Origin of the sequence: Acidovorax sp. LjRoot118 (assembly GCF_964253575.1) — a bacterium.
In the GTDB taxonomy this organism is placed as follows: Bacteria; Pseudomonadota; Gammaproteobacteria; order Burkholderiales; family Burkholderiaceae_C; genus Acidovorax.
On the sequence record NZ_CAXURB020000001.1, the window covers coordinates 3,097,064 to 3,120,074 of the forward strand.

Below are 23,011 nucleotides of genomic sequence, written 5' to 3' on the forward strand. Positions count from 1 at the left end.
TGGTGCAAGGGTGTATCACGAATTTTTTTCGTGATGCAGGCCGAATTTATATCGTTTGGCCGATGGGTAGGTGCGCGACTTTAATCAAGTTCCGTTCAATTTCCTGTCACAAATTCATGTCTTCCGTCGGTTTTCGTATCAACGAGCGGCCCGCCGCCCGCATCAGCGCCGAGGCGCTTGCGCAGTTCGCCACCGTGGGCTCCGCGCAGATCAGTGACTGCATGGGCCGCCTGTACGGCGTGGTGGGCCTGGCGCCGCGCCATGCCGCCAGCGCCCTGCGCATGGTGGGCCTGGCGGTGACCGTGAAGGCCCGCCCGGGCGATAACCTGATGATCCACAAAGCGATTGCGCTGGCGCAGCCGGGCGACGTGATCGTGGTGGATGGCGCAGGCGAGGCCACCAATGCGCTGGTGGGCGAGCTGATGGCCATGGATGCCGAGGGGCGCGGCGTGGCCGGCTTCGTGATCGACGGCGCGATCCGTGATGCGGATGTGTTCGCGCAGGGTGCCTTCCCCTGCTTTGCGCGCGCCATCTCGCACAGGGGCCCGTACAAGGACGGCCCGGGCGAGATCAACGTGCCGGTGAGCATTGGCGGCCAGGTCATTCAGGCCGGCGACTTGGTGGTGGGCGATGCCGATGGGGTGATCGCCATCCCGGCTGACATTGCAGAAGCCATCCTGGCCCTGGCCCTGAAGAAGGAAGCGGACGAGGCCGGCATCAAGGAGCGCATCCGCGCCGGCACCTACACCAAGCCGTGGGTGGACAAGACGATTGCCGCCAAGACCGCGGGGGGTGCATGATGACCACGACCGCGACCCTGGCCACCAGCCCCAGCATCGTTTCCGAGCGCATCCAGCGCATCAAGCTCTCGCCCAGCGTGGCGGTGCGCACCATCATTGCCCAGCTGCGCGAGCAGGGTCGCCGCATCATCGACCTGACCATTGGCGAGCCCGATTTCTCCACGCCCGAGCACATCTGCGCGGCCGCCACGGCGGCCATGGCGCGGGGCGAGACCAAGTACCCCGCATCGCAGGGCACGCCAGCCCTGCGCAAGGCGGTGGCGGCGCGCATGCAGGCCGACTGGGGGGTGAGCTACCCGGTGGGCCAGATCATCGTGAGCACCGGCGCCAAGCAGGTGATCTACAACGCGCTGGCCGCCACGCTCAACGAGGGCGATGAAGTCATCATCCCCGCGCCGTTCTGGGTGTCGTACCCCGACATGGTGGTGGTCAACGGCGGCACGCCGGTGATTGCCAATGCCACGCCCGAGCAGGGCTACAAGCTCACGCCCGAGGCGCTGGAGCGCGCCATCACGCCGCGCACCAAGTGGCTGATGATGAACTCGCCCAGCAACCCCACGGGCGCGCTGTACACCCGCGAGGACCTGGAAGGCCTGTGCGCCGTGCTGCTGCGCCACCCCCACGTGTGGCTGATGACGGATGATATCTACGCCCGCCTGAACTTCACCGGCAGCCCTACCGTGCACCCCATCCAGGTGGCGCCCGCGCTGGCCGCGCGCACGCTGCTGGTCAACGGTGTCTCCAAGGCCTATGCCATGACGGGCTGGCGCATCGGCTTCGGGGCCGGCCCCGAGCCGCTGATCCAGGCCATGGCGGTGCTGCAGTCGCAAAGCACCTCGGGCGCATCGTCCATCAGCCAGGCTGCGGCGCTGGAGGCACTGACCGGCCCGCAGGACTGTGTGCAGCAGTTTGCCGCCACCTTCCGCGAGCGGCGCGACGTGGCGGTGAGGCTGATGTCGGGCATCGACGGCCTGAAGGTGGTGGTGCCCGAGGGCGCGTTCTACGTGTTCCCTGACTGCAATGGCCTGATGGGCAAGACCACGCCCACGGGCGAGGTGCTGCGCACCGATACCGACCTGACCAACTACCTGCTGCGCGAAGCCGGCGTAGCACTCATCGATGGCACGGCGTATGGTGCCCCCGGCACCTTCCGCCTGTCGTTCGCGGCGTCCATGGACGCCATAGCGCAAGGCTGCGAAGGCATCCGTGCCGCCTGCGCAAAACTGATTTAACCCGCCCCGCCCTTTGACAACCTCTAGGATTCAGCCATGAAGCAAATCAAATTCCTGATCGGTGCATGCCTTGCCCTGCCGGCCCTGACCGCCAGCCTCGCCGCCCATGCGGACCAGTTGGCCGACATCAAGCAAAAAGGCGAACTCGTCTGCGGCACGCTGGGCACCTCGCAGCCCTTCAGCTTTCAGGACGGTGCCACGCGCGAGCTGGTGGGCTATGACGTGGACGTGTGCAAGCTGGTCGCGGCCAAGCTGGGCGTGAAGGTGCAGTTCAAGCTGCTGTCGGTGGCGGCGCGCGTGCCCGAGCTGAACGAGTCGCGCGTGGACATTTTGGCCGCCAACCTGGGCTACTCGCCCGAGCGCGCCGAGCAGATCGCCTTCTCGCACGCCTACTTCCAGAGCCCGCAAAAGCTGCTGACGCGCGCCGAGTCCAAGTTCACCAAGATCGAAGACCTGACGGGCAAGCGCATCAGCGCCACCAAGGGTTCGAGCTCGGAGCGCGAGATCAAGGCGCGCCTGCCGGGCTCGCAGGTGCTGGGCTTTGCGGACAGCTCGGCCGCCTACCTGGCGCTGCAGCAAAAGAAGGTGGACGGGCAGTTCGCTTCTGAGCTGGTGCTGGCCCGCCTGGTGCTGCAAAGCCCACCCACCTCGCCCGTGGTGATCATGGACAAGGCCGTGTTCGACGAACCCTGGGGCCTGGGCATGCGCAAGAGCGAGACGGGCTTCATCGCCGCCGTGAACAAGGTGCTGGAAGAGGCCGAGAAGTCCGGCGAAGCGGCTGCCATCTTCGACAAGTGGATGGGCGCCGCCAGCCCCTACAAGCTCAAGCGCAGCTTCACCGTTGCGCCCATTCCGCGTTGATCCGTTCTTGTTGCTGATCGGCAAGCCGCCGTCCGCCGGCGGCTTGCCCGAGAGAAAAATGGCCCCATGAAATTCCTAGACTCCGCCCAGCTGCTGCAACTGGCTTCCGGCATGGTCACCACGCTGCAGCTGTTCGCGGTGGCCTGGGTGCTGGCCTTCACCATTGCGCTCACGCTCACGGTAGTGCGTACGGCCAACGTCCGGGCCACCACCTTCATCGTGGACGCGTATGTGGAATACCACCGCAACGTGCCCCTGCTGGTGCAGGTGCTGTTCTGGTACTTCGGCATGCCCGAGCTGCTGCCCGACGGGGTGCGCGCCTGGCTGTACCAGCACAACGCGGAAATGTCGCTCGCGGCCATCGCCCTGGGCCTGGGCTCGGCCGCCTACATCGCCGAGGACATCCGCAGCGGGCTGCGCGCCATCCCCACCACGCAGTTCGAAGCGGCGCGCGCCCTGGGCTGCAGCTACCTGCAGTGCATGCGCCTGGTGATCGTGCCGCAGGCGCTGCGCATCGCCATACCGCCGCTGGTGGGCCGCGCCCTCCTGCTCTTCAAGAACACCAGCGTGGCCATGGCCATCGGCGTGGTGGAGCTGACCTACCAGACCCGTGAAATCGAAAACGAAACCTACCGCACCTTCGCCACGTTCGGCGCGGCGACGATCATGTATTTGATCGGCTCCTTCCTGCTGATGTACGTCGGCTCGCGCATCCAGGCGCACTACAGCCTTGCGCGCAAGGAGGGCCGCCGTGCTTGACATCATTCGCGAATACTGGCCCCTGCTGCTGGTAGGCCAGTACCCCCACGGCCCGCTGGGCGGCCTGGCGATGACGCTCATCGTGGCCGGCCTGGGCCTGCTGCTGTCGCTGCCGCTGGCGCTGATGATCGCCATCGCCCGCGTCAGCCCCTACCGCTGGGTTGCGCGCTGCGCTGCCGCGCTGGTGCATGTGGTGCGCGGCATGCCGCTGCTCATGCTGATCTTCTGGGCCTATTTCGTGGTGCCCAAGGTCACGGGCCATGCGGTGAGCGGCTTCACCACGCTGGTGTGCGCCCTGGTGATCTACGAGAGCGCCTACCTGTCGGAGGTGATTCGCTCCGGCATCGAGGCCATCCCCAGGGGGCAGATCGAGGCCTCGCGCTCGCTGGGCGTGGGCTACTGGCGCACCATGTTCAAGGTGGTGCTGCCGCAGGCGCTGTTCAACGTGCTGCCCAGCATGACGAGCCAGTTCGTCTCCACCGTCAAGGAGACCTCGCTGGGCTACGTGATCAGTGTCAACGAGCTGACCTTTGCCGCCAACCAGGTGAACAACCTGGTGCTGACCAAGCCGCTGCAGGTGTTCGGCGTGCTGGCCATCATCTACTTCATCGTCTGCTTCACCCTGAGCCGCGGCGTGAGCCTGCTGGACGCCCGGGTGCGCCGCACCCGCGCCATGCGCTAAATCCCTTTCTGATCGATCGCCATGATCCAACTCGAACAAGTCAACAAGTGGTTCGGTGAGAACCACGTCCTCAAGAACGTGGACCTGCGCATCGCCGCCGGCGAGGTCGTCGTGGTCTGCGGGCCCTCGGGCTCGGGCAAGTCCACGCTGATCCGCACCATCAACCGGCTCGAACCCATCGAGAAAGGCCGCATCACCGTGAACGGCCAGGACGTGTACGCCAAGGGCCTGAACATCAACACGCTGCGCGCCGGCATCGGCTTCGTGTTCCAGAGCTTCAACCTGTTTCCGCACATGAGCGTGCTGGACAACGTGATGTTTGCGCCCCAGAACATTCGAAAGACCCCGCGCGACACGGCCATGGCCGATGCCAAGGTGCTGCTCGAACGCGTGGGCCTGTCGCACAAGCTCGATGCCTATCCGGGCAACCTCTCGGGCGGGCAGCAGCAGCGCGTGGCCATTGCCCGTGCGCTGGCCCTGAAGCCGCCGGTGATGCTGTTCGACGAGCCCACCAGCGCGCTCGACCCCGAGATGGTAGGCGAGGTGCTGCAGGTGATGAAGTCGCTGGCGAAGGACGGCATGACCATGGTCTGCGTGACACACGAGATGGGCTTTGCCCGCGAGGTGAGCGACCGCGTGGTGTTCATGGACGCGGGCGAGATCCTGGAGAGCGATACGCCGGCCAATTTCTTCAGCGCGCCCAAGCATCCGCGCGCACAGCGCTTCTTGTCAGACATCCTCCCGAGCCACGGCTGACCAGCCCCTGGGTCCTGTCCGGGAGGGGTATGCTTTCCGGGATGTACACCCTCAAGCAGATGGAGGCGTTCTACTGGAGCGCGCAACTCGGTAGCTTCAGCGCGTCGTCCCGCAAGCTGCACACCACGCAGTCGGCCATTGCCAAGCGCGTGGCCGAGCTGGAGGCCTTCAGCGGCATGCCGCTGCTGGACCGCAAGACCAAGCAATTGGTGCTCACCCCGCGCGGGCGCCAGATGATGGAGCTGGCGCAGGAGACGCTGGAGCTGAGCAGCCGCGTGGTGCAGCAGATCGCTTCGGCCCAGAGCTTCGAGGGCGTGGTGCGCCTGGGCGTGACCGAGCTGGTGGGCCTGACCTGGCTGGCGCCGCTGATCGACCAGGTCAGCCGCAGCTACCCGCAACTCACGCTGATGCCCGAGATCGACGGCGGCGTGACGCTGTACCGCAAGCTGGCCGAGGACACGCTGGACATGGCCATCATGCCCGGCCCGTTCTGGAGCTATGAATACGACTGCGTGCCCCTGGGCTCCATCCGCAACGAGTGGATGGCCAGCCCGGCGCTGGGGTTCGACCCCTCGGTGACGCTGGCGCCGCGCGACCTGGTGGCCCACCCGGTGATCACCCAGCCCACCAACTCGGCCCTGTCGCACCTGTACGACGCCTGGTTCACCGAGCAGGGCCTGGCCGTGAACCGCGTGCTCACCTGCAACAACATGGTGGTGGTGGCGCGCCTGACCATGCTGGGCCTGGGCATCAGCTACCTGCCCCCGGCCCTGTTCTCGCCCATGGTGGAGCGCGGCGAGCTGGTGCAGCTGCGCGTGAGCCCCGACCTGCCGCGCGTGCACTACTACGCGGTGTTCAGGAAGAACGTGGTGAGCCCCACCGTGGCCAAGGTGATCGAGATCGCCCAGGCGGTGTGCGATTTCGACGCGCAGGAGCAGCAGGGCAGCCAGTGGGTGGCCACCATGCCGTCGGCCACGCCGAAAGCACCTGCGCCTGGCAAGGCCAATGCGGCGCTGGCCCGGGCATTGGCGCGGGCCAAGGGCGGTAGAAAGGACGGGTGATCCCCGTCACGAACGCCTCGCGGCAGCCTACAGGCAAGGCCCGCTGCATGGTGTATCTTCAGCGGTCCGCGCCTTGAGCCTACCGCGACCTGCGGAGGCCTTGCCAGGGCGAGCCAATCTTGAAGCACCATTGATCGACAACGCCCTTTCGCCCTCTCTGCCAGCCAACCAAATGGACAGCAGCAACGCCAGCGCCCCCGCACTGCTCTCGGTGGTGTGCCCGATGTACAACGAAGAGGCCGCGCTGGACCTGTTTTTTGCGCAGCTGCTGCCGGTGCTGGCGCAGACCGGCCTGGCCTTCGAGATCGTCTGCGTGAACGACGGCAGCCGCGATGGCACGCTCGCCCGCCTGCAGGCGCTGGGCGCCACGGTGCCGGGCCTCAGGGTGGTCGACCTGTCGCGCAATTTCGGCAAGGAGGCGGCGCTGACCTGCGGCATCGACCATGCGCTGGGTGCGGCGGTGGTGCCGATCGATGCGGACCTGCAGGACCCGCCCGAACTCATTCTGGAGATGGTGCGGCTGTGGCAGCAGGGCTTTGACGTGGTGCTGGCCCAGCGCACCGACCGCAGCGCGGACCATTTGCTCAAGCGCAAGACCTCGGAGTGGTTCTACCGGCTGCACAACCGCATTTCCGACTCGCAGATACCGCCGAATGTGGGCGATTTCCGGCTGATGGACCGCCAGGTGGTGGATGCGCTCAAGCGCCTGCCCGAGCGGCGCCGGTTCATGAAGGGGCTGTTTGCCTGGGTGGGTTTTCGCCAGGCGACGATTCCCTACACCCGGCCAGCCCGCGCGGCTGGGGACACCAAATTCTCTGGCTGGGGCCTGTGGAACCTGGCGGTGGAGGGGGTGACCTCGTTCTCGACCGTGCCGCTGCGCATCTGGACCTACCTGGGCCTGGCCGTCGCGCTGCTGGCGTTCGGCTATGGCCTGGTCATCGTGGGCCAGGTTCTGCTGTTCGGGCGCGACGCGCCGGGCTATGCGTCGCTGATCACGGTGGTGCTGTTTCTGGGCGGGCTGCAGCTCATCGGGCTGGGCGTGCTGGGGGAGTACCTGGGCCGGGTGTACATGGAGTCCAAGGGGCGCCCTATCTACCTGGTGCGTGAGCCTGCCGAACCACCGCAACATACGCCACCCGCGCAACCGGCCGTGCCACACCAATCACCCAATCACCATGCGCCCTGAACTGCTTGCCCAGATGGCCGCAGTGCAGCAGACCCACTGGTGGTTTGCAGCACGGCGCGACATCCTTTCTTCCGTCATCGACGGCCTGGACCTGCCGGCCGCCCAACCCCGCGTGCTGGAGATCGGCTGCGGCCCAGGCGGCAACCTGGCCATGCTGGCGCGACACGGCAGTCTGAGCGCCATGGAATACGCGCCCGAGGCGCGTGCCGCAGCGGCCAGCCTGGGGCTGTGCCCCGTGGAGGCCGGCGGCTTGCCCGAGCCCGTGCCGTTTGCCGATGGCAGCTTCGACCTGGTCTGCCTACTCGACGTGCTGGAGCACGTGGAGCACGACGACGCTGCGCTGGCCCGCGTGGCCCGGCTGCTCAAGCCTGGGGGGCGGCTGCTGCTCACCGTGCCTGCGTACCAGTGGCTGTGGTCGGACCACGACGTGGACCACCACCACCACCGGCGCTACACCGCCAGCCGGCTGCGCTCCAAGGCCACAAAGGCCGGCCTGGTGGTGCACCGCGCGGGCTACTTCAATACCGTGCTGTTCCCGCTGATCGCGCTGGCCCGTCTGGTGGGCAAGCTGACGGGGCGCACCGGCGGCGATGCCGACACTGCCCTGCCCGCACCCTGGCTCAACGCCACCTTGCGCACCCTGTTCGGGGCTGAGCGCCCGCTGGTGGCGCGCATGGGGTTGCCGTTCGGCACGTCGGTGATCGCGGTAATGGGTCGTTCCTCTTGACCAGCATGCGTCGCTCTGCCCTCGGCTTTGCCTTGGTGGGGGTGCTGTCCACGCTCACGCATGTGTGCGTGGCAACCGTGCTGATTGAGTGGCTGGGCGCGCGAGCGCCGCTGGCCAATGGTGTGGCCTTCGTGGTGGCCACGCTGCTGTCCTATGTGGCCAACACCCGCTGGAGCTTTGGCGCGCGCCTGGGCATGGCTACAGCCGGGCGCTTTGCGCTGGTGGCCGGGACGGCGGGCCTGATGAGCATGGGTATTGCCTGGCTGGTGGAGCGCGTTGGCGGGCACTATGCGCTGGGCATTGCGCTGGTGGTGGTTTTCGTGCCCGCTTTCAGCTTCGTCGGCCATCGGAGCTTCACGTACCGATGAGTACCTCGCTGACCCCGCCCCGACCGGCGTGGCGCACGGGCCTCCTTGCCGCGGCCCTGCTCTGCGCCCTGGTGCTGGTGCTGCATGGCAGCGCCCTGCAAGCCGGCTGGCGCTGGGATGATGGCACGCACCTCTTCAATGTGACGCAGTACACCCCCTGGTCGGTGTTCCTGGACCCCGAGGTGACGCGCGCGGTGTCGGGCAACCAACTGGCACCGTGGAACCTGTTCATCTACCAGCTCAACACGTCCCTCTTCGGCCTGCGGCCGCAGCTCTTTTACCTGCATCACCTGCTGTCGCTGGCGGCCGCCGCGCTCGCGCTGTACCTGCTGCTGCGCCAGTGGCTCAGCCCCTGGAGGGCGCTGCTGCCCGCCACCCTGCTGCTCCTGGGTGCCCCGGCCTTCCACATGGCGCAGCAGTTGATGGTGGGGCACTACATCGACGGCCTGACGTTCGCCTGCCTGGCGCTGTGGGCCTACGTCCGCGCGGTACGCCTGGGCCAATGGCGCTGGGCGCTGCTGGCAGCAGTGTTCTACCTGCTGTCCACGCTGTGCAAGGAGGTCTATGTCCCCTGGATCGCGCTGACACTGTTCGTGCCGCTGCCCGCGGGTTCGCCACCCGGATGGCTGGCGCGCTGGCGCTATGCCCTGCCCACTGTGGCGGTGGCCTTGGGGTATGCGATGGTGCGCATCCAGGTGTTCGAAGGCGCGGGCGGTTACCACAGCAGTGCGTTGACGGGCTGGCACGACCTGCCCGGGGTGCTCACCACCGTGGCCCGCATGCTCACCGAGGGGCTGCTGGGTGCCGGAGCGCCGGGCCTCGTCGCTACTGCCCTGTGCCTGGTCTGCGCGGTGGCCAGCCTGGCGGCACAGCCGGCACAGGCGCGCCTGCGGGCTGCGCTGGGCATGGCAGCGGCGGCCACGGTGGTGGTGTTTCCGCTGCTGTTCGTGGCGCGCCCCGGTTTTGAATGGATGCTGCACGCGCGCATCCTCTGGGTTCCCTGGGTGTCCCTGTGCGTGCTGTGGTGCCTGCCCTGGCCCAGGCACCTGGCACGCTGGCACGTGGCGGCATTGCTTGTATTCAGCGCGGCGGCTGCGCACCAGGCCTGGGTGCAGCGCCAGCATGACCGCCCGATCGAGGCGATGTTCGATGCGCACTACGGCTTCGTCCTTCAGCCTCCGGCAGGCCAGGCGCTGCTGCCCGCCGAGTTCAACTCGCCCGGCTATCTGACTGCAGTGACCATGGGCGCCCATGTGGCGCGCCAGCGGCTCGCGCCCGCCACGGCGCACCCGGCGCCGGCGTTGGTGCGCCAGGAGCCCGCAGACGCTGCCGAGCGGACCCGCATCCTCGTCTGGCAGGAGGGCTGCCGCTGCCTCATGCCCTTGGGCGACCTGCCACCCGCGCAGCAGCAGGCGGCGCTGCAATCGCAGCTGGGCAACCAGGCCTTCGCCATTCCACTGCGGCGGCCCTTGCCCTACATCGCCAATGCGCAGGGCGGCGCAATCGACACCATCACCGTGGTCGGCCAGCAGGTGCGCCTGACGGGCTGGACCCCCACCATCGGGCCAGGCCGCAAACTGTTCATCACGGGCTTCGACGAGGTGCCCCTGGTGGAAATCGCCAGCGTGCAGCGGCCCGACGTGGCCAGGTTCTTGCAGCGCACTGACGTGCTGGGAGCAGGCTTCCAGGCCACGCTGACCTTCGCGAGCGCACAGGCTGCGCAGGCCGCCAGCACCGAGCTGTGCGCCGTAGCCCCTGGCCATTTGCCCGGGCAGCAGCACCAATTCCTGCTGCTGCCGATAGCCGGCAGCAAACAGTGCCAGGGTGTGCTCATGCCCGCGGCAACCCGGCACAGGTGACGGTATGGTGAGTCCGACAAAACCAGCATGGCGGGCAGAACTGGCAGCACTGGGCGTGCTTTGCCTGCTGACCTTCGCGCTGCACGGCAGCGCCCTGCAGGGCTACTGGCGCTGGGACGATGGCCTGCACCTGTTCAACGTGAGCATGTACAGCCCGTGGTCGTTGTTCTTCGACCCGCAGGTGACACGGGTAGCATCCGGCAACCAGGTGGCGCCGTGGAACCTGTTCATGTACCAGGTCAACTACGCCCTTTTCGGCCTGAACCCCTTGCCCTTCTACCTGCACCACCTGCTGTCGCTGGCCTGCGCAGCGGGCGGGCTGTATCTGCTGCTGCGCCACTGGCTGGGGCGCTGGCAGGCGCTGCTGCCCCCGGCTCTGCTGCTGATTGGTGCCCCATCGGTGCACATGGCCCAGCAGCTGATGGTGGGGCACTACCTGGACGGCCTGCTGTTCGCCTGCCTGGGCCTGTGGGCCTATGTGCATGCCGTGCAGCGGGCGCAATGGCGCTGGGCCTTCCTGGCAGCGGGGTTCTACCTGCTGTCCACGCTGTGCAAGGAGGTGTATGTCCCCTGGGTGGCGTTGACCCTGCTGCTGCCTCTGCCTGCTGGCTCGCAGTCTGCAGCTGCAGGCTCGCCTGGGGCGGTGGGCTCGCCCTGGGACATGGCGCGCTGGCGCTTCGCGTTGCCTACACTGGCAGTGGCGCTGGCGTATGCGGTGGTCCGCATCAGCGTTTTTTCAGGCATGGGGGGATACCATGGGAGTGCGCTGGGCGACTGGCGGGCCCTGCCGGTCTTCATTGGCAACCTGGCCCATATGCTGGCCCAGGGCCTGCTTGGAAGCGGTGCGCTGGGCATGGCTGCAATCCTGGCGTGCCTCGTGTGCCTGGTGGCGGGGGTTGCCGCACAATCCACGCCGCACCGCCGATGGATGCTGGTGGGCTTGGGCGCCGCTGCCGTGGTGATGGTCTTTCCGTTGCTTTTTGTGGTGCACCCGGGTGTGGATCTGATCGGGTATACGCGTTATCTCTGGGTGCCCTGGGTTGCCCTGTGCGTTCTCTGGAGCCTGAAGTGGCCCGCCCGCATTGCGCGCTGGCGCGCAGCCGCCCTGCTCGTTTTCGTGGCGGCGGTGGTGCAGCAGTCCATGGCCCAGCGCGAGCATGACCGCCCCGCCAACGCGGTGTTCGAGGCCCACTATGCATTCGCCCTGAATCCGCCGCCAGGCCAGATCCTGGTGCCTTACGAGTTCTTCTCGCCCATTTCCACAGTCACCCAGATCATGTACGCGCACGCAGCGCAGCAGCGCCTGGAGCCCGGCCGACTCCATCCCGAGCCAGCGCTGCTGCGCAAGGCGCCCGCCGATGCAGCCGAGCGCGCGCGCATCCGAACGTGGAATGACAAGTGCCTGTGCCTGGTGCCATTGGACAGCCTGCCGCCCGAGCAGCAGGAGGCCGTCATCCAATCCCAGCTGGCCAATGTCGGTCACGCTTTTTCCATGGACAAACCGCCCCCGCGCGTGGCGCATGGCTACGGCGGCTCCATCGACGCCATCACCGTCGAAGGCCGCCAGTTGCACATATCCGGATGGACCCCGACCCTTGGAGCCGGCCGAAAAATGGTGATGGCTGTGCCCACCCCGGGTGCCCAGGTCAGCCTGGACGCATTGGTCAGCACAGAACGGCCCGACGTCGCGCAGTCCTTTCAGCGCCAAGACATGCTGCTGTCGGGGTTCGAGGCCATCCTGGGCTTTTCGGACGAACGCATGGCCCAGGCGGCCAGCAGGATGCGTTGTGCCATCGTCCTGGGCCACCTGCCGGGACAGGAGCACCAGTTCCTGCTGCTGCCCGTGAAGGGCAAGCAGGGCTGCAGCGATGCATTGATACCCGACGCGACCAGAGCGGAGGGGGGATGACCGCTGACGGCAAAGAGTTTGGGCGGCCAGGCCATCCGTGCCACCAAGCTGCCTGCGCCAACCCGGCGCATGCAACAGGATGAAAATGCCGAACCAGACCAGAACACACCAAACCACATGGAAGCGCGATCTGGCAATGCTGGGTGCCTTGTGCCTGCTGACCTTCGCGCTGCACGGCAGCGCCCTGCAGGGCTACTGGCGCTGGGACGATGGCCTGCACCTGTTCAACGTGAGCATGTACAGCCCGTGGTCGTTGTTCTTCGACCCCCAGGTGACGCGCGTGGCATCCGGCAACCAGGTGGCGCCGTGGAACCTGTTCATGTACCAGGTCAACTACGCCCTTTTCGGCCTGAACCCTTTCCCCTTCTACCTGCACCACCTGCTGTCGCTGGCCTGCGCAGCGGGCGGGCTGTATCTGCTGCTGCGCCACTGGCTAGGGCGCTGGCAGGCGCTGACGCCTGCCGCCCTGCTGCTGATTGGCGCCCCATCCGTGCACATGGCCCAGCAGTTGATGGTGGGGCACTATCTGGACGGCCTGCTGTTCGCCTGCCTGGGCCTGTGGGCCTATGTGCATGCCGTGCAGCGGGCGCAATGGCGCTGGGCCGTCCTGGCAGCGGGGTTCTACCTGCTGTCCACGCTGTGCAAGGAGGTGTATGTCCCCTGGGTGGCGTTGACCCTGCTGCTGCCTCTGCCTGCTGGCTCGCCTTCGGGCATGGCGCGCTGGCGCTTCGCGTTGCCCACGCTGGCCGTGGCCCTGGCATATGCCGTGCTGCGCATCAGCGTGTTTTCCGGCATGGGCGGGTACCACGGCATCGCACTGAGCAGCTGGCAAGACCTGCCGGTCTTCGCCAGCAAACTGGTCCATTGGCTCGTCCAGGGCCTGATGGGCAGCGGGGTGCTGGGCGCCACTGCGGTCCTGTTGTGCCTGGTGTGCCTGGTGGCCGGACTTGCGGCACAGCCGGAGCGGGGCCGCCTGGCGATGCTGGCGGGGCTGGGTGCGGTCGCACTGGTAGTGGTCTTCCCGCTGGTGTTCGTGGTGCACCCCGGTGTTGACCCGGAGGGCCATACGCGCTATCTGTGGGCGCCCTGGGTCGCCCTGTGCGTTCTGTGGAGCCTGAGGTGGCCTGCCTCGCTGGCGCGCTGGCACACCGCGGCCTTGCTGGTCTTCGCCACGGCAGTGGGGCTGCAGTCCCTGTCACAGCGCGAGCACGACCGTGCCGCCAACGCCATGTTCGATACCCACTACGCCTTCGCGCGGACCCCCCCGCCCGATCAGGTGCTGGTGCCTTACGAGCTCGCCTCCGCGACCTCCACCGTCATCCAGATGATGTATGCACATGCGGCGTTCAAGCGCCTGGAGCCCGGCAGGCCCCATGCAGAGCCGGCGCTGGTGCGCTGGGAACCCGCCAATGCAGCCGAGCGCGCAAGTATCCGGGTGTGGGAAGAAGACTGCCTGTGCCTGGTGCGGCTGGACAGCCGCCCACCCGGGGAGCAAGAGTCCATTCTGCACAACCACCTGGCCAACTCCACCACGGCACTGCCCATGCACGGTCCGCTCCCGCGCATGGCGCACGGCTACGGCGGATCGATCGATTCGATCACCATCAAGGGCACCCAATTGCATGTGAAAGGCTGGACACCGACCCTGGGGCCCGGCCGCAAGATGGCCTTGGGGGTCTCAGCCCCAGATATCCGGGTACGCCTGGATTCGCTGGTCAGCACCGAGCGTCCCGACGTGGCGCAGGCCTTCAAGCGGCCAGACATGCTGATGTCAGGCTTCGAGGCCACCCTGGGTTTTGCGGACGAAAAGATGGCCCGCACGGCCAGCGAGATGCGCTGCGCCATCGTGCTTGGCCATTTGCCAGGCCAGCAGCACCAGTACCTGGTGCTGCCCGTGAAGGGAAAGCAGGGCTGCGACGATGCGCTGATACCCGAGGCGACCAGGACTGAAAGCGACAGCGGCTGAGGCAGTGCTTCGGCGGTAAAAAATCCGCACCCGCCGTCCGAGACAGCCCCGCCTACCGCCCCTTGGCAGGTGGCTTGCCGCCCAGCGGTGCCTGCCTGCTGCTGGGTGCGCTGCCGAGCTTGCCGCGCGAGGTTTCCAGCGGTGCGGGCAGGCTGCCCCGGGTGGTGGCGATGCCGCCGGCCCGCGTGGCGGTGGCTGCTGCGGCCGGGGGCCGGGCCTTGGGGGCGGGCACCACGCGCAGGGCGCCTTCGTCGGCCAGTTTGTCGCGCATGCGGCGCGTCATGGACTGGGTGCTGTTGTCCGGCGCGGTGAAGAGGAACAGCGTGCCATGCGGGCTGGACCAGGTGAGCTGGGTGTGCACGGCGCGGCCGTTGCTGATGAGCTCCACCCAGGCGCCCACCACGAATTCGGCGTAGGGCTCGGCCTTGGTGGGCGCGGCAGCGGCCGGCTCGGGCGGGGCGATGTCCACCAGGGCCTGGGCGCTGTCGTCGTAGCCGGCAACCGCCGCCACGGAGTCGTTGGGGTCGCGCGAGTCCTGAACCGAGTCCTCGGGGTCGAGGGTGATCTTGGCGAAGGCTGCGCGCTCGAAGGCGTCCTGGTGCAGGCCCACCAGGCGCTCCAGGAAGGCGCTGGTCTTGGCCGCCGGGTGGTCGATGGTCTGCAGGCCCTCGCGCAGCTTGACGAGCAGGCCGGGAATGGCTTCGGACAGGCGGTCGGGCTCGGCGCGGGTCAACTCGGGCTGGGCGCTCCACAGCAGCAGGGGCACCAGGGCCAGGTAGCCGCCGGGGTCGTCCTCGCCGCCAGCGGCCTGCGCGACCTGCGCCAGGGCCACCACCTCGGCCCAGGGGCCGGCGGCAAAGTCGAGCACGTCGGCGGGCACGCGCTCCAGGTCGGGCAGTTTGCGGATGTCGGCGGCGATCTTGCCGGCCAGCATCTCGCGCTGCTCGGCCTGCAGCGCAGCTTTGTCCTTCTCGGCCTGGCGGGCCTTGGCCTTTTGCACCTGCGAGTTCCAGGCGGCCTGCAGGGCCTTGAGCACGGTCTCGAACGGGGTGGCGTCCTTGATCTCGATGCCGGCCAGGTAGCCCACGGATTCGTTGAGCAGGCGGATGAAGCGGGCAAAGCCGGGGGCCTTCTCGTCCGGGAAGGCCAGGCTGCGCTGGGTCATCTCGTCGAGCAGCACGCGCGCGGGGTGCGCAGGCTCCGTGAAGAAGGTCTGGTCGCGGCGCACCAGGTGCTTGAGCGCGGGCTCCAGGTTCTGCACCGCGCGCTGCACCGAGGGCAGCAGCCGCGAATCGCGTGCGATGTTCTCCATCATGCGGCCCACCACCTCGGCGGCCATGGCCGGCGGGTCCTGCGGGGCCACCACGGGCACGGTGTAGATCTGCTGGTACGGCATGCCCGGCACCGTGTACAGGTGCTGGGGTGCCGTGCCCGGCGTGGTGGGTGCCCAGCCGCCCTGGGGAACCTGGTGCATCACCTGGGGCACGGCCTGCGGCACGCCGGCCAGGCGGCCCACCAGGCGTTCGAGCTGGGCCATGTCTTCCATGGCCTCGGCCACCGCGTTGCCGGGGTGGTAGGCACCGCCCAAGCCTGAATGCATGCTGGCCGCACCGCTGGCAGCACCACCGCCGCCGCCGGCCCACGCCGACTGCATGGCAGCGGGTTGCGAGGGCACGCCACCACCCATGCCGCCGTAGCCGCGGGGGTCGAACGGGTCGCCGCCGGCCAGCATCTGGCGCAGGATGCCCACGGTGAGCAGCGCCTCTTCGGCAGCCGCCGCCTGGGGGGACATCATGGGCGCGGGCATCTGGGCCTCGCCGCTCCAATTGTTGTTCGGGTCGCCACTCCAGTTGTTGTGTTGGCCGCCGCCCATGCCGCGGCCATAGCCCGTGTTGCCATAGCCGGCGTTGCCGTAGCCACTGGGGCCGCCCATGGGGCCGCCATAGCCCGTGCCCGCGTAGCCGCCGCCATAGCCGGTATTGCCACCGCCACCACCCTGCATGCTGCCCCCCGTGCGCGGGCCGGCGCCGGGTGCGCCCAGCACGGCGTAGCCCACGGGCTCCACGCCGTTGTCGCGCAGGGTTTTGACCATGGTCTTGTATTCGTCGACCAGGAGCTTGCCCAGCAGGTCGCGCATGTGCTGCATCCAAAGCCCGCGCACCTCGGCGTTCACGCCGGTCTCGCCCACCACCTGCTGCAGGGCGCGGATGTAGCTTTCGGGCCGCAGGGGGTTGCGCTCGGGCTGCACGCTGCGCAGGCCCTGGGCCGAACTGACCAGGGTGTTGAGCTCGGCCAGTATCGCCTCGGTGGCGTGCGAGGCCAGTTGCTGGGCGCGGGCCAGCTCCACCTGGCTTTGCATCTCGCTCTCGTCCATGAGCGAAAGCTCGCCAAAATCCAGGGGCGAAGCGTCTGCGGAGCGGGATTTGCCCGCCGCGGCGGGCGGGCCTTCGGCAAAGATCTCCAGCAGGGCCATGGAGTAGCCCTTGACCAGGGCGGCCTCATGCTGGCCCAGCAGGCGCAGGCTGTCACTGGCCAGGTTGCGCTGCTGGATGTTGCGCACCGTGCTCTCTTCGGCCGTCAGCGCACTGCGGGTGACCGCAATGAGCTTGTCCATGAGCGCCTCGCCCCCACGCACTGCGTTGACGACACAGGCACGGAAAACGGTTTTCGAAGAAGGCGCAGCCTGGGACATGGTGGGATGGGGATGGGAAAAAGGTTTCCAGCTGCAATGCTACTTGACCTGAGGGCCATCTGCACAATTCCCTGCCAGTCGGCTGCGGCACGGCATCGGGCGGTCGGCCAGGTTCACTTGGGTGCCGATAGCCGGGCTATTGGCACCCACAACACCCCGGCCGCCGGTCCGAACCGCCGCTGCCGTGCGCAAGGTCACGTACAGTGGCCCCGGCGCCTTACTTCAGCGCCTTGAAGCGCATGCGCTTGGGCTTGGCACCCTCTTCGCCCAGACGCCTCTTCTTGTCGGCTTCGTACTCCTGGTAATTGCCGTCGAAGAAGGTCCACTGGCTGTCGCCCTCGCAGGCCAGGATGTGGGTGGCGATGCGGTCCAGGAACCAGCGGTCATGGCTGATGACCATGATGGAGCCGGCGAACTCGAGCAGCGCGTCTTCCAGCGCACGCAGGGTTTCCACGTCCAGATCGTTCGAGGGTTCATCGAGCATCAGCACGTTGCCGCCTGCGATCAGGGTCTTGGCCAGGTGCAGGCGCCCGCGTTCACCGCCCGACAGCATGCCAACCTTCTTTTGCTGGTCGCCGCCGTTGAAGTTGAAGCGCCCGCAGTAGGCGCGGCTGGCCATCTGGAACTTGCCCACGTTCAGGATGTCGAGGCCGCCCGAGACATCTTCCCACACGGTCTTGTCGTCCGAGAGGTCGTCGCGGGTCTGGTCCACGAAGGCCATCTTCACGGTGGAGCCGATCTTGACCGTACCGCTGTCGGGTGCCTGCTTGCCCGCGATCATGCGGAACAGCGTGGATTTACCGGCGCCGTTGGGGCCGATGATGCCGACGATGGCACCGGCGGGCACCTTGAAGCTCAGGTTGTCGATGAGCACGCGGTCGCCGAAGGACTTGGTGACGTTCTCGAACTCGATCACCTCATGGCCCAGCCGGTCGGCCACGGGGATGAAGATTTCGTTGGTTTCGTTGCGTTTTTGGTACTCGAAGTCAGACAGTTCCTCGAAGCGGGCCAGGCGGGCCTTGCTCTTGGCCTGGCGGGCCTTGGGGTTCTGGCGCGACCATTCCAGTTCCTTCTTCAGGGCCTTGGCGCGGGATTCCTCGCCCTTTTGCTCCTGCTCCAGCCGGGCCTGCTTCTGGGTCAGCCAGTCGCTGTAGTTGCCCTTGTAGGGGATGCCGGAGCCCCGGTCCAGTTCCAGAATCCACTCGGCCGCGTTGTCCAGGAAGTAGCGGTCATGGGTGATGGCCACCACGGTGCCCGAGTAGCGCTGCAAAAACTGCTCCAGCCAGTCCACGGATTCGGCGTCCAAGTGGTTGGTGGGTTCATCAAGCAGCAGCATGTCGGGCTTGGACAGCAGCAGGCGGCACAGGGCCACGCGGCGCTTTTCACCGCCGGACAGCATGCCCACCTTGGCATCCCACGGGGGCAGGCGCAGGGCGTCGGCGGCGATTTCAAGCTGGTGCTCGGAATCGGTGCCGGCGGTGGCGATGATGGCTTCGAGCTCGGCCTGCTCGGCGGCCAGGGCGTCGAAATCGGCGTCTTCTTCACCGTAGGCGGTGTACACCTCTTCCAGGCGGGCCTTGGCGGTCATCACCCGGCCCATGGCGGCTTCCACGCTTTCGCGCACCGTCTGGTCGGGGTCAAGCTGGGGTTCCTGGGGCAGGTAGCCAATGTTCAGGCCGGCCATGGGGATGGCTTCGCCCTCGATTTCCTTGTCCACGCCGGCCATGATCTTGAGCAGGGTGGACTTGCCCGAGCCGTTGGTGCCCAGCACGCCGATCTTGGCACCCGGGAAGAAGCTCAGGGAGATGTCTTTGAGGATCTGGCGCTTGGGCGGCACGATCTTGCCGACGCGGTTCATGGAAAATACGTATTGGGCCATTTGCTTGTCTTAAAACTTGCGGAAATTGGGCAGAAGAATTCTGCTTTCAAAACACCCATTATCGGGCCATGCGACAATACGCACCGTGACGGGCTCCAGTTGCCCGCCACATCAGCACACCGCTGGGGACGAAGGAGGCATTCCAACCTCTGGGCTCCCACCCTTGAACCTCGTCGGCTTGAGACTGGCTCGGCAACCCCCCGGTTGTACGACAGGCCGATACCCAGCGCCCCGGATGGGCGCATTCAACGACATGACATTTGACGAACTGAACCTGGCTCCTGCCATCCTGAAGGCCGTGCACGAAACGGGCTATGAGACCCCCACGCCCATTCAGGCCCAGGCCATTCCCGCCGTTCTCGCAGGCCACGACCTGCTGGCCGGCGCGCAGACTGGCACCGGCAAGACCGCCGCGTTCACCCTGCCCCTGCTGCACCGCTTGTCGCAAAGCGCTGCCCCCAAGAACAAGTTCGGCGGCAAGGGCATCCGCGCCCTGGTGCTGACCCCCACCCGTGAGCTCGCCGCCCAGGTGGAAGAGTCCGTACGCGAATACGGCAAATACCTCGATATCAACTCCACCGTCGTCTTTGGCGGCGTGGGCATGAACCCGCAGATCGACCGCATCAAGCGCGGCGTGGACATCCTGGTGGCCACCCCCGGCCGCCTGCTGGACCTGCAGCAACAGGGCTTCCTGGACCTGTCGACCGTGCAGGTGCTGGTGCTCGACGAAGCCGACCGCATGCTGGACATGGGCTTCATCCACGACGTGAAGAAGGTGCTGGCCCTGGTGCCCCGCGAAAAGCAGAGCCTGCTGTTCTCGGCCACCTTCAGCGACGAAATCCGCGACCTGGCCAACACCCTGCTCAAGAACCCCCAAAGCATCCAGGTCACGCCGAGCAACACCACGGTGCAGCGCATCACCCAGGTGATCCACCCCGTGGGCCGCGGCAAGAAAAAGCAGGTGCTGCTGCACATCATCCAGCAGCACAACTGGAGCCAGGTGCTGGTGTTCACCCGCACCAAGTTCGGCGCCAACAACGTGGCCGAGTTCCTGACCAAGAACGGCGTGAACGCCATGGCCCTGCACGGCAACAAGAGCCAGAGCGCCCGCACGCAGGCGCTGGCCGGCTTCAAGAGCGGTGACATCCGCGCCCTGGTGGCCACCGACATCGCAGCCCGCGGCATCGACATCGACGAGCTGCCGCACGTCGTGAACTACGAAATCCCGAACGTCTCGGAAGACTACGTCCACCGCATTGGCCGCACCGGCCGCGCCGGCAACAGCGGCGAAGCCGTGAGCCTGGTCTGCATGGACGAAGAAGGCTTCATGATGGACATCGAGCGCTTCACCAAGCAGCAGATCCCCGTCCAGATCATCGAAGGCTTCGGCCCCGACGCCGGCGAGAAGGCAGAGCCCATCGCCATGGGGCGCCAGACCATCTGGGGCGGCGCAGGCAAGCCCCCGAGCCGTGACGTGATGCAGGCCGCCGCCAAGGCCGCCCGCAGCGAAATGATGGAACGCATCCGCACCAACAAGGCCGGCCAGGGTGCTGGCGGCGGTGGTGGTGGTGGCGACCGTGGCCCCCGCCCTGCCGGCGGTGGCAATGGTGGTGGTGGCGGCGGCCGAGGCGGCCGTGCCGGTGGCGGCGCAGCAGCTGGCGGCGGCGGTGGCGGCAATGGCCCGCGCGGCGGCGCCCGTGCCGGTGGTGGCGGCGGTGGCCAGGGCGGCGGCGCACGCGCCGGTGGCCAGGCACCTGCACGCGGCCGTTCCGGCGGCGGCGGTGGTGGTGGTAATTCCGGTGGCGGCGGCTACGAAGGTGGTGGTGGCGGCAACCGCTACGACGACCAGCCACCACGCCCCAACGCCCACCTGGGCACACAAATGGGCCACGCCAATCCCAACCACCGCAGCTCCGGCCATGCCGGTGGCGGTGCCGGTGGCCAGCCCGACCCGATGCGCACCAGCGTAGACAGCATGGGCGGCGGCCGCCGTGGCGGTGGCTATCGTGGTGGCAACTCTGGAGGTGGCGGCTATGGCGGAGGCGGCACGGGTGGTTCTGGTGGCCGGGGCAACGGGTCTCGTGGGCCGGGCGGTTCTCGCGGCTCTTTTGGCCGCTGATCCGTCGGCAGCCAAAAGCACTACACCAAGCAACGCAAGCGCAGCGCCCGGCAACGGCGCGCTGCCACCCGAGGTGCATGCCCTGCATGCCCTCGGCCGGCGCACGCCGGACATGTCACACCCACGGCTGCACCTGCATGCCGTGGATTTTGCCGTTCTGGGCGCCAAGCCCGTGGTCCCGGCCCTGCCGCATGTCGATGACGTCTACATCACACTGGGCACCACCATCAAGGCCGCAGGCAGCCAGGATGCGTTTCGCGCCGTAGACCTGGATGCCGTGATCGCCACGGCGCGCACGGCCCTCGCGGCCGGTGCCACCCGCTGCGGCGTGGTCACCGCCATGGGCGCCGATGCCCACTCCAAAATCTTCTACAACCGCGTCAAGGGCGAGGTCGAGCAGGTACTCAAGAGCCTGGGCTTTGCCACGCTGGTGATCGCGCGCCCTTCCCTGCTGCTGGGCGAACGCGAGGCCCTGGGCCAGGCGCCGCGCGCAGCCGAATCCTTGTCCATCAAGGCCTTCAAGCTGCTGGACCCGCTGATCCCCGCCAACTACCGCGCCCGCCCGGGCGCGGATGTGACGCGGGCGCTGGTGCGGGCTGTGCAGGCGGGGCAGACCGAGGGGGTGCCGCAAGTGCAGGTGTTGATGGGGCAGGCGCTGAATTGACACCGTCGCTTTAACGAATCGGCTTTTGGTAGCTACGATTGATAGCCACCATCTGAAGGGAGCCCTCCATGGACACCGCACGCCTTTTCCAGTCAGGCCGCAGCCAGGCCGTCCGGCTGCCCAAGGAATACCGCTTTTCCGGCACCGAGGTTGTCGTCAAGCACTTTGGCAACGGCGTGCTGCTGCCGGTGGAAGCTCCTTGGCAAACGCTGGAGCAAGGGCTGGCGGCATTCGAGCCAGGCTTTGTGCTGGAGCGCCAGCAGCCTGACGACCAGATGCGCGCAGAGATCACCCCATGATCCTGCTGGACACCAACATCTGCATCTACATCATCAATTCCAGGCCGCCTGCGGTGCTGGAGCGCTTTCGCCAATACCGGCTCGGCGACATCGGGATGTGCAGCGTGGTGGCGGCAGAACTGGCGTATGGCGTCGCCAAGAGCGGCTCGGCACGCAACCGCCAGGCGCTGGAGATGTTCCTGGCCCCACTCACCATTTTGCCGTTCGACGACGCGGCCCTGTGGGCCTATGGCGACCTGCGCGCCGACCTGGAGCGCCGTGGCACGCCCATTGGCTCGCTCGACACCATGATCGCGGCCCATGCCCTGAGCCAACAGGCTCTGCTGGTCACCAACAACAGCCGCGAATTTGCCAAGGTGCCCGGCCTGCAGTTGGACAACTGAGTTCCCGCAGCCTGAGAGCACAACCGCTGCTGCACTGCGGCAGCCCCCCCGCCCTACTTCTTGCCAGCCAGCGATGCACGCACCGCATCCGTCTTGGCCACCACCGTGTCCGCACACGCCGCGATGCGCTCCACATCGCAGGTGGCCAACTGCCGGTCGATGAGGGTGTCCTTGCCGGTAGAAACCCAGCTCGCTGAATAGACGATGGAGCCGGCGTCCTGCGCCGACATGGTGGCGATGCGCACGGTGAGCTGCGCCTTGGACGCTGGCTCCTTGTAGCGCATGGAGCCGCTCTTGCGGATGCCCTCGGTCACCAGGGCACCCAGTCGAGCGGCCTGCGGGCCATCGGCCTCGGCCACGACGGCGACGTCGCGCACTGCAGCAGTTTGCGCATGGGCCTGCGGCAGCGAGCCGGCCATGGCGGCGGTGATGGCAATTGCGATAGCGGCCGCGCTGGCGTTCCTCTTGATCATTGTGTTCCCTCCCTTTAAGTCAGGAAGGATATGCCGCGCTGCTCACTTCACCCCCGGCGCAGGCCCAGCATTTCTTGAAAGTCTTCGTAACAGACAGCGCAGACCCAACGATAGTGGTCCGACGTGGTATAGCCCTCGCGCAGCGCACCGGGGGTATCCAGCGAGAACTCGGCCGAGCAGAACTCGCAGTGGTCGTGCTCCCATTCAGGACGGTACGGCTGGTAGGCCTTGCGTTCGAGCACGGCACCTTGGAGGTATTTTTCCTGCCCTTGCAGGCGCCAGTCGGTCATGTGTCAGCTGCCTTGTGAAAATGCGCCAGCGCACCTCAGGGCGGCA

Annotated in this window: 21 protein-coding genes; 17 read left to right on the top strand and 4 right to left on the bottom strand. The window is 67.2% G+C overall.

Features of this window, described 5'->3' with window-relative positions:
* The first annotated feature begins 116 nt into the window (after positions 1-116).
* The 13 genes from ACSQ9E_RS14670 to ACSQ9E_RS14730 all read left to right on the top strand — a co-directional run bounded on the left by ACSQ9E_RS14670 (position 117) and on the right by ACSQ9E_RS14730 (position 14,166).
* On the top strand, positions 117-800 hold the full coding sequence (locus ACSQ9E_RS14670; RefSeq protein ID WP_436218258.1) for an RraA family protein: 684 nt from the start codon (positions 117-119) through the stop codon (positions 798-800).
* On the top strand, positions 800-2,032 hold the full coding sequence (locus ACSQ9E_RS14675) for an aminotransferase class I/II-fold pyridoxal phosphate-dependent enzyme (RefSeq protein WP_436218259.1): 1,233 nt from the start codon (positions 800-802) through the stop codon (positions 2,030-2,032). Before ACSQ9E_RS14670 ends, ACSQ9E_RS14675 begins: the two co-directional genes overlap by 1 nt.
* A 36-nt stretch (positions 2,033-2,068) precedes the next feature.
* On the top strand, positions 2,069-2,893 hold the full coding sequence (locus ACSQ9E_RS14680) for an ABC transporter substrate-binding protein (protein WP_057203292.1): 825 nt from the start codon (positions 2,069-2,071) through the stop codon (positions 2,891-2,893).
* 66 nt (positions 2,894-2,959) lie between these two features.
* Positions 2,960-3,652 carry an amino acid ABC transporter permease gene (locus tag ACSQ9E_RS14685; RefSeq protein ID WP_057203291.1) on the top strand — a complete coding sequence of 231 codons (693 nt, stop codon included), beginning with the start codon at positions 2,960-2,962 and terminating at the stop codon, positions 3,650-3,652.
* Positions 3,645-4,334, top strand: coding sequence for an amino acid ABC transporter permease (locus tag ACSQ9E_RS14690; protein WP_428001088.1), 690 nt, complete (start codon positions 3,645-3,647; stop codon positions 4,332-4,334). The genes ACSQ9E_RS14685 and ACSQ9E_RS14690 overlap by 8 nt, the downstream gene beginning before the upstream one ends.
* A 21-nt stretch (positions 4,335-4,355) precedes the next feature.
* Positions 4,356-5,090 carry an amino acid ABC transporter ATP-binding protein gene (locus tag ACSQ9E_RS14695; protein WP_436178099.1) on the top strand — a complete coding sequence of 245 codons (735 nt, stop codon included), beginning with the start codon at positions 4,356-4,358 and terminating at the stop codon, positions 5,088-5,090.
* Positions 5,091-5,131: 41 nt separating this feature from the next.
* Positions 5,132-6,151, top strand: coding sequence for a LysR family transcriptional regulator (locus ACSQ9E_RS14700; RefSeq protein WP_436218260.1), 1,020 nt, complete (start codon positions 5,132-5,134; stop codon positions 6,149-6,151).
* A gap of 172 nt (positions 6,152-6,323) precedes the next feature.
* Complete coding sequence (locus ACSQ9E_RS14705; RefSeq protein WP_436218261.1) at positions 6,324-7,337, top strand: glycosyltransferase family 2 protein; 1,014 nt, start codon at positions 6,324-6,326, stop codon at positions 7,335-7,337.
* Positions 7,327-8,064, top strand: coding sequence for a class I SAM-dependent methyltransferase (locus tag ACSQ9E_RS14710; protein WP_436218262.1), 738 nt, complete (start codon positions 7,327-7,329; stop codon positions 8,062-8,064). The genes ACSQ9E_RS14705 and ACSQ9E_RS14710 overlap by 11 nt, the downstream gene beginning before the upstream one ends.
* A gap of 5 nt (positions 8,065-8,069) precedes the next feature.
* Positions 8,070-8,432 (top strand): GtrA family protein, encoded by a 363-nt coding sequence (locus tag ACSQ9E_RS14715; protein ID WP_436178095.1) that lies wholly within the window; start codon positions 8,070-8,072, stop codon positions 8,430-8,432.
* Entirely contained in the window at positions 8,429-10,291 is a 1,863-nt protein-coding gene (locus ACSQ9E_RS14720; protein ID WP_436218263.1) for a hypothetical protein, read from the top strand. The genes ACSQ9E_RS14715 and ACSQ9E_RS14720 overlap by 4 nt, the downstream gene beginning before the upstream one ends.
* A 4-nt stretch (positions 10,292-10,295) precedes the next feature.
* Complete coding sequence (locus tag ACSQ9E_RS14725; protein ID WP_436218264.1) at positions 10,296-12,200, top strand: hypothetical protein; 1,905 nt, start codon at positions 10,296-10,298, stop codon at positions 12,198-12,200.
* A gap of 136 nt (positions 12,201-12,336) precedes the next feature.
* Positions 12,337-14,166, top strand: a complete 1,830-nt coding sequence (locus tag ACSQ9E_RS14730) for an ArnT family glycosyltransferase (RefSeq protein WP_436218265.1) — start codon at positions 12,337-12,339, stop codon at positions 14,164-14,166.
* A gap of 52 nt (positions 14,167-14,218) precedes the next feature.
* Here the strand turns inward: ACSQ9E_RS14730 and ACSQ9E_RS14735 are convergent, their stop codons facing one another.
* Positions 14,219-16,858, bottom strand: a complete 2,640-nt coding sequence (locus ACSQ9E_RS14735; RefSeq protein WP_436218266.1) for a DUF1631 family protein — start codon at positions 16,856-16,858, stop codon at positions 14,219-14,221.
* Between the two features lie 217 nt (positions 16,859-17,075).
* The gene (gene ettA / locus ACSQ9E_RS14740) at positions 17,076-18,737 is read right to left on the bottom strand and encodes an energy-dependent translational throttle protein EttA (protein ID WP_436218267.1); all 1,662 of its coding nucleotides are present in this window, start codon (positions 18,735-18,737) and stop codon (positions 17,076-17,078) included.
* Between the two features lie 253 nt (positions 18,738-18,990).
* Here ettA and ACSQ9E_RS14745 point away from each other — a divergent pair, with 253 nt between their 5' ends.
* The 4 genes from ACSQ9E_RS14745 (at position 18,991) to vapC (ending at position 22,202) form a co-directional block, all read left to right on the top strand.
* On the top strand, positions 18,991-20,856 hold the full coding sequence (locus tag ACSQ9E_RS14745; protein ID WP_428001097.1) for a DEAD/DEAH box helicase: 1,866 nt from the start codon (positions 18,991-18,993) through the stop codon (positions 20,854-20,856).
* Between the two features lie 112 nt (positions 20,857-20,968).
* Positions 20,969-21,520: a nucleoside-diphosphate sugar epimerase gene (locus tag ACSQ9E_RS14750; protein ID WP_436218268.1), complete on the top strand. Its 552-nt coding sequence runs from the start codon at positions 20,969-20,971 to the stop codon at positions 21,518-21,520.
* Between the two features lie 68 nt (positions 21,521-21,588).
* Entirely contained in the window at positions 21,589-21,819 is a 231-nt protein-coding gene (locus tag ACSQ9E_RS14755) for an antitoxin (protein ID WP_436218269.1), read from the top strand.
* On the top strand, positions 21,816-22,202 hold the full coding sequence (vapC, locus tag ACSQ9E_RS14760; protein ID WP_436218270.1) for a type II toxin-antitoxin system tRNA(fMet)-specific endonuclease VapC: 387 nt from the start codon (positions 21,816-21,818) through the stop codon (positions 22,200-22,202). Before ACSQ9E_RS14755 ends, vapC begins: the two co-directional genes overlap by 4 nt.
* A 53-nt stretch (positions 22,203-22,255) precedes the next feature.
* Here vapC and ACSQ9E_RS14765 read toward each other — a convergent pair whose 3' ends face one another.
* Both ACSQ9E_RS14765 and ACSQ9E_RS14770 read right to left on the bottom strand, forming a co-directional pair.
* Positions 22,256-22,675 (bottom strand): hypothetical protein, encoded by a 420-nt coding sequence (locus ACSQ9E_RS14765; protein WP_436218271.1) that lies wholly within the window; start codon positions 22,673-22,675, stop codon positions 22,256-22,258.
* 47 nt (positions 22,676-22,722) lie between these two features.
* The gene (locus tag ACSQ9E_RS14770; RefSeq protein ID WP_428001098.1) at positions 22,723-22,965 is read right to left on the bottom strand and encodes a hypothetical protein; all 243 of its coding nucleotides are present in this window, start codon (positions 22,963-22,965) and stop codon (positions 22,723-22,725) included.
* Positions 22,966-23,011 lie beyond the last annotated feature (46 nt).

Coding starts and splice junctions, on each gene's coding strand:
- ACSQ9E_RS14670 (WP_436218258.1), top strand. CDS start 117: ATGTCTTCCGTCGGTTTTCGTATCAACGAGCGGCCCGCCGCCCGCATC.
- ACSQ9E_RS14675 (WP_436218259.1), top strand. CDS start 800: ATGACCACGACCGCGACCCTGGCCACCAGCCCCAGCATCGTTTCCGAG.
- ACSQ9E_RS14680 (WP_057203292.1), top strand. CDS start 2,069: ATGAAGCAAATCAAATTCCTGATCGGTGCATGCCTTGCCCTGCCGGCC.
- ACSQ9E_RS14685 (WP_057203291.1), top strand. CDS start 2,960: ATGAAATTCCTAGACTCCGCCCAGCTGCTGCAACTGGCTTCCGGCATG.
- ACSQ9E_RS14695 (WP_436178099.1), top strand. CDS start 4,356: ATGATCCAACTCGAACAAGTCAACAAGTGGTTCGGTGAGAACCACGTC.
- ACSQ9E_RS14700 (WP_436218260.1), top strand. CDS start 5,132: ATGTACACCCTCAAGCAGATGGAGGCGTTCTACTGGAGCGCGCAACTC.
- ACSQ9E_RS14705 (WP_436218261.1), top strand. CDS start 6,324: ATGGACAGCAGCAACGCCAGCGCCCCCGCACTGCTCTCGGTGGTGTGC.
- ACSQ9E_RS14710 (WP_436218262.1), top strand. CDS start 7,327: ATGCGCCCTGAACTGCTTGCCCAGATGGCCGCAGTGCAGCAGACCCAC.
- ACSQ9E_RS14715 (WP_436178095.1), top strand. CDS start 8,070: ATGCGTCGCTCTGCCCTCGGCTTTGCCTTGGTGGGGGTGCTGTCCACG.
- ACSQ9E_RS14720 (WP_436218263.1), top strand. CDS start 8,429: ATGAGTACCTCGCTGACCCCGCCCCGACCGGCGTGGCGCACGGGCCTC.
- ACSQ9E_RS14725 (WP_436218264.1), top strand. CDS start 10,296: ATGGTGAGTCCGACAAAACCAGCATGGCGGGCAGAACTGGCAGCACTG.
- ACSQ9E_RS14730 (WP_436218265.1), top strand. CDS start 12,337: ATGCTGGGTGCCTTGTGCCTGCTGACCTTCGCGCTGCACGGCAGCGCC.
- ACSQ9E_RS14735 (WP_436218266.1), bottom strand. CDS start 16,858: ATGTCCCAGGCTGCGCCTTCTTCGAAAACCGTTTTCCGTGCCTGTGTC.
- ettA (WP_436218267.1), bottom strand. CDS start 18,737: ATGGCCCAATACGTATTTTCCATGAACCGCGTCGGCAAGATCGTGCCG.
- ACSQ9E_RS14745 (WP_428001097.1), top strand. CDS start 18,991: ATGACATTTGACGAACTGAACCTGGCTCCTGCCATCCTGAAGGCCGTG.
- ACSQ9E_RS14750 (WP_436218268.1), top strand. CDS start 20,969: ATGTCACACCCACGGCTGCACCTGCATGCCGTGGATTTTGCCGTTCTG.
- ACSQ9E_RS14755 (WP_436218269.1), top strand. CDS start 21,589: ATGGACACCGCACGCCTTTTCCAGTCAGGCCGCAGCCAGGCCGTCCGG.
- vapC (WP_436218270.1), top strand. CDS start 21,816: ATGATCCTGCTGGACACCAACATCTGCATCTACATCATCAATTCCAGG.
- ACSQ9E_RS14765 (WP_436218271.1), bottom strand. CDS start 22,675: ATGATCAAGAGGAACGCCAGCGCGGCCGCTATCGCAATTGCCATCACC.
- ACSQ9E_RS14770 (WP_428001098.1), bottom strand. CDS start 22,965: ATGACCGACTGGCGCCTGCAAGGGCAGGAAAAATACCTCCAAGGTGCC.